Annotated in this window: 9 protein-coding genes, 1 tRNA gene and 1 pseudogene; 4 read left to right on the forward strand and 7 right to left on the reverse strand. The window is 45.6% G+C overall.

Annotation, left to right across the window (positions count from 1 at the left end):
* Window positions 1-169: 169 nt before the first annotated feature.
* From QT994_RS15020 to QT994_RS15045, 6 genes are all read right to left on the reverse strand, one after another.
* A tRNA-Ala gene (locus tag QT994_RS15020) sits at window positions 170-242 on the reverse strand.
* A 153-nt stretch (window positions 243-395) separates the two neighbouring features.
* The gene (locus tag QT994_RS15025; protein WP_333175804.1) at window positions 396-599 is read right to left on the reverse strand and encodes a hypothetical protein; all 204 of its coding nucleotides are present in this window, start codon (window positions 597-599) and stop codon (window positions 396-398) included.
* Between the two features lie 276 nt (window positions 600-875).
* Entirely contained in the window at window positions 876-1,919 is a 1,044-nt protein-coding gene (locus tag QT994_RS15030; protein WP_333175817.1) for a hypothetical protein, read from the reverse strand.
* A gap of 14 nt (window positions 1,920-1,933) precedes the next feature.
* Window positions 1,934-3,745: an ATP-binding protein gene (locus tag QT994_RS15035; RefSeq protein WP_333175806.1), complete on the reverse strand. Its 1,812-nt coding sequence runs from the start codon at window positions 3,743-3,745 to the stop codon at window positions 1,934-1,936.
* Window positions 3,746-3,760: 15 nt separating this feature from the next.
* Entirely contained in the window at window positions 3,761-5,254 is a 1,494-nt protein-coding gene (locus tag QT994_RS15040) for a DNA double-strand break repair nuclease NurA (RefSeq protein WP_333175808.1), read from the reverse strand.
* Window positions 5,251-6,075 carry a DUF6884 domain-containing protein gene (locus QT994_RS15045; RefSeq protein WP_333175810.1) on the reverse strand — a complete coding sequence of 275 codons (825 nt, stop codon included), beginning with the start codon at window positions 6,073-6,075 and terminating at the stop codon, window positions 5,251-5,253. Before QT994_RS15045 ends, QT994_RS15040 begins: the two co-directional genes overlap by 4 nt.
* Window positions 6,076-6,375: 300 nt before the next feature.
* Here QT994_RS15045 and QT994_RS27855 point away from each other — a divergent pair, with 300 nt between their 5' ends.
* The 3 genes from QT994_RS27855 to QT994_RS15055 are packed head-to-tail and all read left to right on the forward strand — an operon-like array spanning window position 6,376 to window position 7,223.
* A complete protein-coding gene (locus QT994_RS27855) occupies window positions 6,376-6,600 on the forward strand; it encodes a helix-turn-helix domain-containing protein (protein WP_333181601.1) in 225 nt (74 codons plus the stop codon).
* On the forward strand, window positions 6,597-6,800 hold the full coding sequence (locus QT994_RS15050; RefSeq protein WP_333175812.1) for a hypothetical protein: 204 nt from the start codon (window positions 6,597-6,599) through the stop codon (window positions 6,798-6,800). Before QT994_RS27855 ends, QT994_RS15050 begins: the two co-directional genes overlap by 4 nt.
* 3 nt (window positions 6,801-6,803) lie before the next feature.
* Window positions 6,804-7,223, forward strand: a complete 420-nt coding sequence (locus QT994_RS15055) for a hypothetical protein (protein ID WP_333175814.1) — start codon at window positions 6,804-6,806, stop codon at window positions 7,221-7,223.
* A gap of 62 nt (window positions 7,224-7,285) precedes the next feature.
* Here QT994_RS15055 and QT994_RS15060 read toward each other — a convergent pair whose 3' ends face one another.
* Window positions 7,286-12,022, reverse strand: coding sequence for a glutamate synthase-related protein (locus QT994_RS15060; protein ID WP_333175816.1), 4,737 nt, complete (start codon window positions 12,020-12,022; stop codon window positions 7,286-7,288).
* Window positions 12,023-13,841: 1,819 nt separating this feature from the next.
* Between QT994_RS15060 and QT994_RS15065 the strand changes: the two are divergent.
* A pseudogene (locus tag QT994_RS15065) lies at window positions 13,842-14,189 on the forward strand (hypothetical protein); the annotation flags it as partial.
* Window positions 14,190-14,264: the final 75 nt, after the last annotated feature.

Genomic DNA, 14,264 nt, shown 5'->3' on the forward strand with positions numbered 1-14,264 from the left:
GCGATCGAATTTAAGGACACGGCAATGCTGTTTAGGTACAACTCGCGATCAAATTTAAGGACACGGCAATGGTGTTTAGGTACAACTCACGATCGAATTTAAGCACCCGCTGGTACTGTTTCGGTACAAATTAGGATACGGCAGTGCCGTTTCCCTACTCTAATGTTTATGGAGAATAGCGGGCTCGAACCGCTGACCCCTACAATGCCATTGTAGTGCTCTACCAACTGAGCTAATTCCCCTTTCTTTTCGCGCTCTCAATCATGCCTTAACTGACCAATATTTGTCAAGCTTTTTGGGGAAATTAGTTTTGAGCCTTTGGCTAGCAAGGCTTTCGGCTTTTTTTTCACAAAACTCTCCTCGCTTCTGGACAATGGTCGATCCCCTACTATGATTTAGTAAGTGTGTTGCGATATTTCGGTCAAATGGCTCAAACAAGACCCCATGAGGAAGTACACGACTAGCAGGGCGGCGGCTGAGACCGCAACTAGGGTGCCGGCTAGGATTAGTGAAAATTCCCGTTGCGCGATCGCCTCTTGCATTAAGTGCAAAGACCAGGCAACGAGGGCAACGTCAATTATTAAAATAGGAACCAGCATAAGTTACGATTTGTAACAGCTTACCTATTGTAACAAAACTTTTCGCTCCGTGCAGATCAGCTCACCTGTATTTAACTTTTGTTGTAAAACCCGAAGGGAGCAGCGGAAAGCTACTGAGAAAAAATGATAGCTTTCCTTGATAATTACAATATGCAAAGTAAATGAGAGCTAGCTCAGCTTTATAGGTGGGGTTTTTGACTCTTGAGCCAGCGCTCATGCTTTTCTGAGGGGGCAGGGTGCGATCGCTATTGTCGCCCAACCCTTAATTTCATAGCTTTAGCCTTTACCGACTTGTTTTGATTCCAAATTTTCCACTATTTGAGCAATCAGTGGACGATAAATGGTGTTATCTAAGTGTTCCTTGTACCACTCCTTATAATTCCCACTATTATATAGATGTTCTTCAATTAGTCGAGCCTCTTCCAGTAGTATCCACAAGTTATGAGTAGCTCGATTACAAAAACCTTCCATACCACTTATTTTCAGTCCATTTAATTTATACTGACGACAAGCTGGACAGAGACATTCCTCTAGTTTTTTTTCTTCTTCTTGACTGACTTGACGGCCTCTCCAGCTACCTAAAGGAGCCACAATTCGCTCTCCGGTTCCAGGCAATTGTATCATCCCCCGCGCCGCCCGACTGCGCCAACCGCTTGAGTCTACTGAGTTAATGCTCAATAAAGCGGCTAAATGTATAGTTGCTGTGCCACCAATGCCAAAAACATGAAGTTTGGTATTTTTAAATTCTTCGCGTATATGTTGAATGCTAGATAGAATTTTCTGATAAGGTATTGCTTTAGGAGCGCGTAGTAAATTTGGTACAATGCCACCCAAAGCAATATAGGGTTTTGCTAAGAATTCCTTATGTGCTTTGATTTCATTTACATAATCTTCAAGCAATTCGCTAATGTGAATAACAGGTATGTATGATGGATGGTCTTTATAAGCCAGATTCATTTCCATTGTGCGCTTAAAACATTGTTTCTGCTCCTTAAATGTCATTTGGGGAGTAGGAATAAAGTCTTGAGGAATTGGATACCAGTCTGGTTTAGCTTTTTCTACAAACTCTTCATACTCTTTTCTTGGCGTTTCACCATCACGTTTTAGAAAGTAAAAAGCACCGTTATCAAGATAAATTTGAACTTGAGTAGGAATACCCAGAGATTCGTGCAGTCCCTTTTCCATTGCCTCACGCCTGCGTTTAGGCATTTTGTGAAAATCCGCGTAGGAAATCATTACCGCGTGTAGTTGGGGAAGGTAATACTCTGAGGTTCCATCCCATACACGCGGTTTAATTCCTTTTAAACTAATGCCAGCCACGATTTCCAAATAGTTTATCCCTTAGTCTGTTGGGAATATTTTGATTTTTTAGAGTTTTCCGCGTTGGCTTCCTCCAAAGCATCGAAAGCATCTTTTTCTTCTCGTTCGCCTTTGGAAGCAGGTTCTTTTATTTTTACCAGGACAGGAAAGCTCGTAAGTTGTCCAGATATAATTGCTTCACCATTTTCTAAATCTGGAAGCATCTTTACTTCTTCCTCACCTAAACTTTCGATCACCTTACGAACAAAGCTTTGGTCAGCAGGGTTAACCATACGCATGATGATGTATGAGTTACACATGGCGAGAGTCGTTTCATCCAGTCGGGAAGGGCGCTGACTAATTAAAATTAAACCAACACCAAACTTCCGTCCTTCTTGAGCAATCTGTCTGGTAACATTAATAGAGCGTTGTTGGGCTGGTGTATTGGCTTTTCCAGGGGCAAAGTTATGAGCTTCTTCAAGTAGTAAAAGCACTGGTAGTTTCAGCTCATCTCTTACCCTTGCATCAAAAATGTTGTCAGAGATAATACTGTAAATTGTTGCTTGAAATTCCTCTGTATAGCCAGCTAAAGAAACCACACTTATTTGACCATATTTAACTAATTCTTTCCGGTCAGTTGGTAACGGTTCAGCACCAGTACGAGCTATTTTTTGATTGGTTTGTTCCATACGTCGTAAAGCCCCTGCTGCTGCATAAGTGCGCTTTTTAATTGCTTCTAGTGTGCGTATGTCATTTTTTGAATAGCTTGTGAATCCATTCCAACCCCAGTCTTCTAATTGTTGTCTATCATTTTCACCATCATTGTCACGCAATGCTGCTTCACCGGCTTCTGCCATCTGAGCAATTAACCACAAATTAGGTTGCACACCATATTGCTTTAACTCAGGTTTGTTAATGCGTTTAGCCAACCAATCGACTCGCTCAATCATCTCTTGTGATTTGTCTTTTATATAAAAAGACTTAGCTACCTGAAAGACATCGCTAAAACGAGTCAGCATGGTAGACGTTAGTTCATATCCAAGATTACTCACAATTTGAGCAACTGTGTCGCTATCTTCTTCAAAAATAGGAAACTGTGCGTAGTAGCGATGCACTCTTTCCTTCAAACCTGGAACATCTGCTAACCCCGTGTAATCTCCATGAGGGTCAAATATAACTATGGGATAGTTTTTCGCAGCCAACTCCTCGATAACTCGCCGCGCTGTCCAACTTTTGCCAGCACCAGTCATGGCTAAAATTGCTAGGTGACGGGTGACAATGGCATGACCATCTACTGTGACATTTACTTCAGAACGGTTGGAAAGAGTAGCAATGTCTAATGCACGATTTTTATTGTCTTGTAATTCCCCAAGAACCACGCGAGCAATGTCTGGTGATTCAGGTCGGTAAGCCCTGGAAGCAGGTTTAGGAGGATAACGAAGTTTGTTTAGCTTACCACCTCCGCTACCATCTGCAGGTTCAGCACCTAATACTTGACACACCGCTGTCACCATTTCCACGGTGAATGAAAGCACTGTATCGAATGGATTTGTCCGGGTAGCAGCTAATTCATGTCCGACTTCAGTTGGGAAAAGAGGATTTATCCGTTCAATCGTTTGAACTTTAGCCCAAATACGAATTTGTTCTACAATGGAATTATTTTCTGATTGACGCAATTCAGCATCTACAGCGATGATGTCTTGTTCGCGGACAGCTTCAGGTGTTACAGCTAGTCGAAACTCGCGACTTGTACTTTCGCCTACCAACGTCCCGACCGAACGATTAGCTGCAACAGAATTAGGAGCTGGATTGTTGAGTGGCGGTGTTTTTTTTGCAGATGTTGCCATAAGTTTTGTTCTCTTCTAAACATTAGGACGGAATAACCAATCCCGCTTTGTCATGTAAATTGACTGAACTATGATGCGTCGCATTTGAGCGTCAGTAATCTGCCCCGTTTGTAAGCTAACACCCAAGTGATACTTGATTAGCTTGCTATAAGCCTCAGTTAGCCAGTTGGGAATCTTAGCGTATTTGTCAACAATGTCTAACCCTACTGGAAAAGCATACCCCGGCAGCAGACGAGCATACAAATAAGCGCGTCGAGCTGCTTCTATAATCTGGTCTTTACCTAAATCAGCAAAAACTTCTACTCTAAATGGTTCAGTAGTTTCTGAAACTTTTACATAGCACCCTTGAACTTTAGGAAATCCAATTTTATGAGATGATTTCAGGCAACTCCAATCTGCATCTGTTGTATAAGACTCATCAGGTAAGGAAATTTTACCTTTAGTTAGTCCCGCATATTTATTTTGGATCTCCCAAGGTTCGGAAAACTGACCAGGTTCCAGCAACATAGAGAGCAGGAGAGCATCTGTATAGCCTAGTCTGTCTAATAAAACTTTAGGTGATTTTATATCTTTACGTCCATATAACTCATTAAAGTAGTTAGTTTTTTTGTTCTTTCTTAAACCTTGAAATACCCTCTCTAAAAGGATAAATTCACTAAATTCCCGTAATTGACCACGCTCAACGACACCAGTAATGATAGTTTTTGGCTTTTTTTGTTTCGCTTCTTTTATGAGTTGACGATATAAAAATGCCATCCACGATAGGGGTTCAAAAAACCTTCTTTCCACCCACTCATCACAACGATCAGGAGCAATTTTAGGATATATTTCGAGTTCTGCTTCATTGAGAAATTCTTCTTTAAGCTGTTGAGCTAATTCAGGTTCCTGTGCGTAATGGCTCAAAAAAAGGTCAATATCTTTTTCCGTAAAAGGTGTATGTCCAGCATAACCACTCATCATGTAAACGAGCGGGCCATGAAACATTAAGACTCGTAAATCAGGTGTCCGTTTTAAAGCTGATAGACCCCCTAAAAGTTCGGCAGTAATTCGGACAATATCAGGGAAATCTTTGCGTTCTTTACTACCCCCTTCTAAATCGCCCAGAATAACGGGATAATAACCAAACTGTTCGCGTTCAGCCAGATCACGTTCACCAGTTCGTACACGATAAGAACCTACTCGCAGAAGAATAGGAACTGGACTTGACATTTGAACCTGACCAAGACCCCCATCAATAAAGGTGACAACTTCACCTTGAACCTTCTCCCAATCTAGATCGTTGATCGCTTTAGCATTAAGGATTTGTTCTCTTTCTCCTAACTGGGCTTGGCGCATTGCTCGTCGCAAGTGTGTGACAAATTTTGCAGTATTTGCGAAATAGTTATCCCGCAGACTCTCCGCAACAATAAGCGCATTTTCCTGTAGCTTAATCATCAAGTGAGGCTGAGTCTGTAAATCGGCTATCACTCCTTGCTCTGTTATGTAATCCTCACCGTCTTGCTGATTCATTCACTCCTCACTTCAATTCCTAACTGGATTAGCATTCGCCTAGCTGCAATTGAATGGAAATCACTGACAGGCAATCCTGTCAAGAGACTTACCACCCACTTCGGCGATACTCGTCGATCGCCAACTAACACATACCAAGCCTGGTAACAATCAGGCTTGCCCTTGCCTTCTGCTAACGCCTGACGTGCTACATCAAGCACTTGTGCTGGTGTCAACACAACCTCCATCCCTTTAAGACTGGCTTTCCCTGCCGGAGCAGCAGCCTGCCAACAGGGAGAGAGTTCCGGGGGCTTCCCGTATAACCAATCATGTAAACTTGACAGCTTTTTGCCTAATGAGCCTGTGGCAATTCGCACAACTAATCCTGATTTAATTAGCATATCGTATTTATCTAGTGCAAGGAAATAATCTCGGCCTAGACAAATGCAAAGTTGTTGATATGGCTTGGCGTTGAGGATATTTTTGAGTTTAGCAATCACCTCTGGTTGCAGTTGGCGCGATCGATCTTTTGTCATTTTTTGGTCATAATCTGGAATCGGATAGTCACTGGGTATCAGTCCAAACTTCGCTGACAAAATATAAATATCCAAGGGCGCTGACGGTTGATCCCGCAGAAAACGCCGTAACAGACGAAATGTGGGGCCGTCGTATCTTTCTATGGCAGGCAGCAAGTTTGTGTCAAAAAGTTTGCGCCGAGAACAGGCAATAATTATCAAATATGGAGATTCTGAATTCACTATTTTATCTTTATGGGCGATCGCGCCTGTCCTAAAAACAATTGTAGAGAAGCGATCGCCACTAATTCTCACTTCCTGTCTCACCTGCTGCGGGAGTGTCGTTGCTGCACTGTGGCTTTATCTGCGCTATAGGTGGAGTCTGGATGTTCTCCAAAATATTCAAAGTCCTTGATAGCAAGGATTTTCGGTAATCTTTAGCAGCAGGCAGTGCCAGGCAGTCCCGTTTCCGGCTTGGCACTACAGCTAGTATGCCAACCATTAGTAACACTATCACTGATTAGCCTCATGATAATTACATATTCATTGGTACTCTTTACATAAGAGATACCAATGGTTAGACTACTGTGAGTAAGCTAAAGTATTTAATTGAGCAGTTATTAATTAATGGTTGTGAAAATCAGGCTTAAAGATGTCAGGACATCCAGATCGATTTCCCAAAACGAGTTAGCTAGAATACTGGAGATGTCGCTGGCTAACATTCAAAAAATCGAGAGAAACAAGGCAAAATCTATTCCCCTGGACACTTTAGATCGGCTGTGTGAGGTTCTAAATTGCGAAGTCGGTGATTTGCTAGTTCGGGTTAGCGATCGAGAGTTAGAAGCATTGTGAGTGAAAACCAACAGCCAGAACAAGTCACCTCTAACCATTCCGTTACCGATCGCTGGCGATGTACAGCAATGGAAAAAAAATATGGTTGGAAGTTGTTACGGATTGAGCGCAACCAAAACAATCCTGTTCTCAAGTGGAATTGCGTTTTCAATGGCAAAACCGAATTCCCCGATTACCTGGAAGAAACCGAGGAGGATTAACTAATGGGTAGAAAATACATGATTTTTCGTGCCGAATGGACTGAAGATGAAGGGGCAGATAATAGGTTCTTAGCCCACACAGGGGCATACACTGATATCCTTGCAGAGTATTTTGACTCATCCAACGCACCTATCCCCGCACCGGGGTACAGATTGCTGGAGTTTCACAGCGCTGACGGTTCCGGTTCTAGCACCCACTACCGCACTGGAGACTGGGAAGTGGTGAGGGTGGAAGAGTACCCAACAGCAATACCTAATAACGAGTTTGAGGCGATTGTAATTGGATACTGCAAATATGTCCCCGTCGAAACTCCGCTGATACCAATGCCAAAAGCTCAGGTTTCGATCGACTCTTTTGGAGATGAATCGGCTTATCAAGAATTCCTTCAGAGCGAGGCAGTTAAAGATTACACCCTTGTGTAACTTAAGTAGATTAAAAAAGGGGCAACTCGCGTCGCCCCTCATCTATTTAATCAACTGGAAAATTACACTTCCACAGCAATCTTTTGTTCCGAAGCCTCCGGCGAATTCGCTTCACTTGGCGGCACAACTTGCCAGAATTTCGGCAAATATTCAGCCCAATTTGCCAAAATCTTCTCAGCTTTCTTGCTGCCGGTTCGATCGCACTGAGCCTCAATCAACTCCTTCAATTGCGCCTCCCCAGCCGCCGTACAAACGCGCTGCATCTTCACAATCTCCCCGTTGACATGAGCCGGGAAACTGCCATCTTCATCGAGGAAATAAGCCAAGCCGCCAGTCATTCCAGCGCCGACATTCCGACCGACTTTTCCTAACACGACGATCGCGCCGCCAGTCATGTACTCGCAGCAGTGATCGCCCGCACCCTCGATCACAGCTTTCGCCATCGAGTTACGCACCGCAAACCGTTCGCCAGCTTTACCCGCAGCCAACAGAGTTCCCCCCGTCGCGCCGTACAAACAAGTGTTGCCGACGATCGCATTTTCAGAAGCATCATAAGTCGCACCAGCCGGCGGTGCGATCGCGATTTCGCCGCCGTGCATCCCTTTACCAACGTAGTCATTGGCTTGGCCTGACAGCACCAGCGTCATCCCCGGCAAATTGAACGCGCCGAAGCTTTGGCCCGCGCTACCAGTGAAGTTGAGGGTGATTTGACCGCTAAAGCCGGTGTTACCGTGTTGCTGTGCGATCGCACCACTGATTCTTGCGCCTACAGTGCGATCGGTATTCACCAATTTTACACTCTTGCTAACAGTGCCGTGATTGGCGATCGCACTTTGAATCTCAGCATCCGCCAGCAAATCGTCATCCAAAACCGGGCCGTTGGTGTGTACGTCGCCGTGTATCAAGAAAGAGCGGTCGCTCTTAGTATCCGGTAACTTGGTCAAACAATCCAAATTAATCGCTTGGGTTTTAGTTAGTTTCACCCCATCGCGCATTTTCAGCAAATCCGCGCGGCCGATGATATCTGCGATCGACTTATAACCCAATTTTGCCAGCAAACTCCGCACTTCTTGTGCTACGAAATAGAAGAAATTAACAACGTGTTCCGGCGTTCCGGGGAACCGTTTCCGCAAGTGTTCTTGTTGAGTTGTCACGCCCACCGGACAACTATTCATGTGGCAAACCCGAGCCATAATGCAGCCTTCTGCAATCATTGCCACCGTGCCGAAACCGTACTCTTCGCCGCCCATCAAAGCGCCTACAATCACGTCCCAGCCGCTTTTAAAGCCACCGTCAACGCGCAGCAAAACTCGATCGCGCAATTTATTTTCCATCAGCACCCGGTGCACTTCTGTCAATCCGAGTTCCCACGGAGAACCTGCGTGCTTAATCGAACTCAGTGGCGAGGCACCGGTGCCGCCATCGTGGCCGGAAATTTGAATCACATCAGCATTTGCCTTGGCGACACCGGCGGCTACAGTCCCGATGCCGACTTCCGACACCAACTTCACCGAAACTCCTGCTTTCGGATTGATTTGGTGCAAGTCAAAAATCAACTGCGCCAAATCCTCGATCGAATAAATGTCGTGGTGAGGGGGAGGCGAAATCAGCGTGACACCCGGTTTCGATCGGCGCAAATAAGCAATGTACTCGCTCACTTTCGCCCCTGGCAATTGACCGCCTTCACCCGGTTTCGCACCTTGTGCGATCTTAATTTCAATTTGTTCGGCGTTCATCAGGTATTCAGGAGTAACCCCGAAGCGTCCAGAAGCTACCTGTTTGATGGATGAAGAAGCTGTATCGCCGTTTTGCAAACCTTTCAAGTGAGGTAGCGTTTGTGAGAAACCTGCCTCGCTCACATCGTTTAGCACTTTGTAGCGCACGGGGTCTTCGCCGCCTTCGCCGGAGTTGGATTTGCCGCCGATGCGGTTCATGGCAATCGCTAGCGTTTCGTGGGCTTCCGGGGACAAAGCGCCGAGAGACATTCCGCCAGTGGCGAAGCGTTTGACAATATCTGCTACGGATTCTACATCTTCGATGGCAATGGGAGGGCGATCGCTCTGGAAATCCAGTAAATCCCGCAAAGCCGTTACCGGGCGATTTTCGAGCTGTTTCTTGTAAACCTCGTAATGGTCGTAGGCACTTTCACCATTTTTGTCACCGAATGGTGTCATTTTTGGTTCTGCCCCATTGCCGTTACTGTTAGTCTGAGCCTTAAAAGTAGTCACAGCCTTGTGCAAAGCCTTCGCCATTTCCGGGCTGTTCATGTGATATTCACCACCCCGGCGGTACTGCACGAAGCCGTAATTTTCCAGCTTTTTGAGGTGCAATTCTGGGAAAGCCTGAGTGTGGAAAGACATTACCTCGTTAGCCAGTTCCGCCACACTCAAACCGCCGATGCGGGAAACAGTACCTTTGAAACCCAAATCGAGCAAATCACCGCCAATGCCGATCGCCTCAAAGATTTGCGCCCCTTGATAGCTAGACAGCAGCGAAATCCCCATTTTCGACATAATCTTCAGCAAGCCGTTTTCCACCGCTGTGCGGTATTTAGCTTGAGCCTGTGTCACGCTAATATTGGGAACTTTGCCGTGCTGCATCAAATTTTGAGTCTTGGCGTCAGCCCACCAAGCGCGCACGCTTTCCAATGCCAGGTAAGGGCAAACAGCCACTGCACCGTAACCGAGCAAACAAGCGAAGTGGTGAGTGCTCCAGCACTGGGCGGTATCGACAACTAGGGAAGTTTGCATCCGCAGGCCGACGCTAATTAAGTGGTGGTGAACCGCGCCAACTGCCAGGAAGGGCGGAATATAAGTACATTCTGCACTCAATCCAACAGCATAAGATTCGCCTTCGGCCTTCGAGACTCGATCGGTCAAAATCAAAATCCTCGAACCGTCACGCACTGCTTGAGCCGCCTTTTGACAAAGTTGCTCGACTGCGGTTTTCAAACCTCCAGGCCCGGCAGAAATTTTGTAAAGTGTTGACAATTCGGTTGCGGCGAAAGACTTTTGCTCTTTCAAGAAATACAGTTCAGCGTCGTTGAGTACGGGGGAATCAATTTTCAGCCGCTTGGCATTTTCTGGTACTGCTTGCAGTAAATTGCCCCGCAGGCCGACACTCATCGTCAGCGACATCACCATCCCCTCGCGCAGGGGGTCGATCGGCGGATTTGTCACTTGAGCGAACCGCTGTTTGAAATAGTTGTACAGCAACTGAGGCTTTTCTGACAACACAGCCAAGGGAACGTCGTCGCCCATGCAGAAAGTCGGTTCTTTCCCAGAACTCGCCATCTCGACGATCACCATGTCCAAATCTTCTGCTGTGTAGCCGAAAGCAGTTTGGGTTGCCAACAGGGTTTGCGAGTCGAGGGTTGCTGTTTCCGCAAAAGGCTGCGGCTGCAAGATTTCGCGGTTTTGTTTCAGCCATTCGCCGTAGGGATGCCGCTTAGCAATGCGCTGCTTGAGTTGCCAATTTTTGAGAATTTCGTTGGTTTGCAGGTCAACTGCAATCATTTGTCCTGGTCCCAAACGGCCTTTTTCGACAATATCTGCTTCGGGAATATCGACAACTCCGGCTTCGGAAGCCACAATTACCAAACCGTCTTTAGTAATGCAGTAGCGGGCCGGTCGCAAACCGTTGCGATCGAGCGTAGCACCTACTTGTTTGCCGTCGCTGAACACTAGCAGTGCCGGGCCGTCCCAAGGTTCTTGAATCCCGCTGTAATACTCGTAAAAATCGACAATTTCTGGATATTCAGCCAAATCCGGCTGATTTTTGTAAGCTTCGGGCACCAGAATTGTCAGGGATTCCAGGGGAGTGCGGCCGGAGTGCACCAACAACTCCATCACGTTGTCCAAGTTTGCCGAATCGCTGCTTTCGGGATTGACAATTGGGTTGAACGTGTCGATATCAGCTTGGCTCCAATTCGGGTGAGCTAAATTCGCTTGCCGCGCCTTCATCCAGGTAATATTGCCCAACAGCGTGTTAATTTCCCCGTTGTGTCCCAGCAAGCGCATCGGCTGGGCTAAGCGCCAGCGGGGCAGGGTGTTGGTGCTGAAGCGCCGATGATAGACGGCAAAGGAGCTTTTATAAGCGGGATTTTTCAGGTCAGGGTAAAATTCTGCCAGTACGGCCGATCGCACCATGCCTTTATAGACGATCGTGCGGCAGGAAAAAGAGCAAGTATAAAAGTCTTCGCGGGTGAAGTTGGGGCGTTTTGACAGCTCGTGTCCGATCGTGCGGCGCGCCAGAAATAGGTGTCTGTCGAGTTCGTCTCCGGCTAAGTGCGGTGAACTGACAATTACTTGTTCGATTTGAGGTTGATTTTCTAGCGCTTGTTCGCCCAAAACCGACGGTACAATGGGAACTTGGCGCCATCCCAAAACTTTCAGCCCGCGATCGGTCAGAACTTGCTCAACCACCTGCCGCGCTATAGTCGCTTGAAATTTATCTTGAGACAAAAACAGCATTCCCACGCCGCAGTTTTCCCGTGCGGGAGGCACAATTCCCTGTTCGGCAAACCAAGCATCCAGCAATTCCCAAGGAATCGCGGTCATCAAACCCGCACCGTCGCCGGAATCTTGGTCGGCGCTGCAACCGCCGCGATGTTCCAGACAAGTTAAAGCTGGCAGCGCTTTCTCAATAATCGAGTGCGTAGCTTCGCCGCTTTGGTTGGCAATAAACCCCACACCGCAGGCATCTCTTTCTTCCACTAACCAGCTTTGGCCGGCGAATGGGGTTCCTCGCTCAGTCTGATGCACGTTTCTGTTTCTGTTTGGATCGATCGTGTTACCCATGTTGATTGAATGTTATTTCCGTGATTGTGTGGTTGATGCGTTTTTATAGCTCGGAGAGAGAAGGCTGCCGAGCGGTGGGAGCCTAGTAAACTTTAAGACAGCACGTTGGAAGCTGATTTGATTAAAAATTTACGTCTATGCGGCCTGTACTTAGCACTGAAACCCTGTTTGCAGATTTTAAATTATCTCGCTCGCATCGCCTCGGAGATGTCTCCTAGAATACCCTGCTGTTAAAAAGCAGTGATTCTTTGGGCGATCGGCGCCCTGCAACTAGATACATTGCAGGCGATTCCCTACGGGATAGCTGCGCTTCACGAGTTTTTTGCGTGTGTTTTTCCTGAGTCCGCAAGGGTAGCCTTGCAGCGAACACAGGTAGATATTGACTTTAGCGTTATTTTGCTTGCTGCGCTGTTGAGTTGCTTTCGTCAGCGCCCGCAGACACAAAAGCCACCTGCCCGCTCAGTCGGTAGGTGCAATGTAGCAGCGCGGTTCACAACTGGTAAAACCTGTCTTATTGTGCAGTCAACTCTCAAGCCGCGAAAATCAAGTCTATCAAAAAATTGATAAAATTTCACCGATTACAGTCAGAGTTTGCGCGCAAGTCTTGTAAGCGATCGTCCAGAACCCAGCCTAAGATGCCTAGCCGAAAAAGGTTGACAGTTGTGCATAACCCTAATTTGTGTTTTTTGACCCACAAACGTTTGTAACTCATCAATGAAGGCTATTTCAATGATTTCTAACACATTATGAGCATCTGGTAGAGCCAGCACCGCCTTTTTGACGACACCCAAAAACGGATGCTTGACTTTCTGACAAAAGTCGTGGAGAGGCAAAAATTTTAGACTCTTGTTCAAGCTTCCAGATTCATCTCTCCCGTAAACCTCAAATCTCAAAGCGACTGACGCCCACAAACTTGACCTTGGTAATTTTATGTAGATCAATGGTTGTCGTTTTTACGGATTTGAGTGGATTGCATTGGGGACATTTCATTTCTATTTTTTATAAAAGAAGGTCGGTAAACGAAAAACGAGCGAGACTTTAGCCGGCTTGCAAGGGACACGGGGTAATTCACTCTTGAGTGAATAGTTGTAAAATATTGAGATTAATTGCACAATTTTTATAATTTTATGTTATGATAAACTAAGTGTAATTAATCGGCTCACTGCTTGATAAAATTCAAAAATTACGGTAAAAAACAAAAGTTTATTGCTGTTAATGAAGCTTGAGACACAGTGTGTTTGCGATCGCCCTCATAATGCAGCTAGAAATGTCCTCCACAATAAAATGCGTACCGTAGGGCATAGGGGAACTTGGGGTGACACCCTAAATGCTTGTGGATAGAGGACCGAAAGCATCCAGGATACAAGCCCCCGGATTCATCCGTGGGGTCAATGCTTCAATTCTTTAATCTAAAATCTAACATCTAAAATCGATAGACCTCTACTGAGGCTGGAGAAATCCTGTATCAACAAGTCGCCTCTTTTAATCAAAAATCTCAGTTTCTTTAGGGTCTAGAGTGTCAAAAATCCGCCCTTAATGATGCCACGCCTATTAATTACCTTTTTAAATTCCTATTTGATGAACCGTTGTCGTTTAATCAGCCTTAGCATCCTTAATTTTATACTTAGTCTCAACTCTAGTATCCACATTTCTTGCATAAAACATTAAATTCTGTTGGGAAAATAGCTTTTTCCTAATTTAAGCTACAAAGTAGATTAAACTAAAGATAGTTAATCAATAGCACGGCCGATAGAGCGAAAATAGTAAATAGTAACTCTAAAAAGCTTCAGCTAGACAGAAGCAGTAGGAAGACGTAAATATGGCTAGCATAACAAATATTTTTCTCGGATACCATATTAACGAGCAAATATACGCAGGTAATCGAACTCTAGTTTATCGTGGCCTTCGCTCTTCCGATCAGCAGCCAGTGGTGATTAAACTGCTACGAAATGACTTTCCTCGCTTCAACGAACTCGTTCATTTCCGCAACCAGTACGTCATTGCTAAAAACTTACAAATCCCCGGCACTGTCAAGGCATACAGCCTGGAGACTTACAATAACCACTATGCTCTGGTGATGGAAGACTTTGGGGGAATTTCCTTAAGTAGCTACCTCGCTAGTTTAGTGTTCGCGAGCAACGAACCCCTCAAAGGCTTACCTATTAATACCAATTTAATATGAAGCTGCATAGAATAGGGCTTCAAGAATAAAATTGTAAGATGACAACGAACTAATTTGCTC

Origin of the sequence: Microcoleus sp. S13_B4 (genome assembly GCF_036700885.1) — a bacterium.
Lineage (GTDB): Bacteria > Cyanobacteriota > Cyanobacteriia > Cyanobacteriales > Microcoleaceae > Microcoleus.

Excerpts from the sequence above, each read along its gene's own strand:
- QT994_RS15025 (WP_333175804.1), bottom strand. The coding sequence starts at position 599 with ATGCTGGTTCCTATTTTAATAATTGACGTTGCCCTCGTTGCCTGGTCT.
- QT994_RS15035 (WP_333175806.1), bottom strand. The coding sequence starts at position 3,745 with ATGGCAACATCTGCAAAAAAAACACCGCCACTCAACAATCCAGCTCCT.
- QT994_RS15040 (WP_333175808.1), bottom strand. The coding sequence starts at position 5,254 with ATGAATCAGCAAGACGGTGAGGATTACATAACAGAGCAAGGAGTGATA.
- QT994_RS27855 (WP_333181601.1), top strand. The coding sequence starts at position 6,376 with ATGGTTGTGAAAATCAGGCTTAAAGATGTCAGGACATCCAGATCGATT.
- QT994_RS15055 (WP_333175814.1), top strand. The coding sequence starts at position 6,804 with ATGGGTAGAAAATACATGATTTTTCGTGCCGAATGGACTGAAGATGAA.
- QT994_RS15060 (WP_333175816.1), bottom strand. The coding sequence starts at position 12,022 with ATGGGTAACACGATCGATCCAAACAGAAACAGAAACGTGCATCAGACT.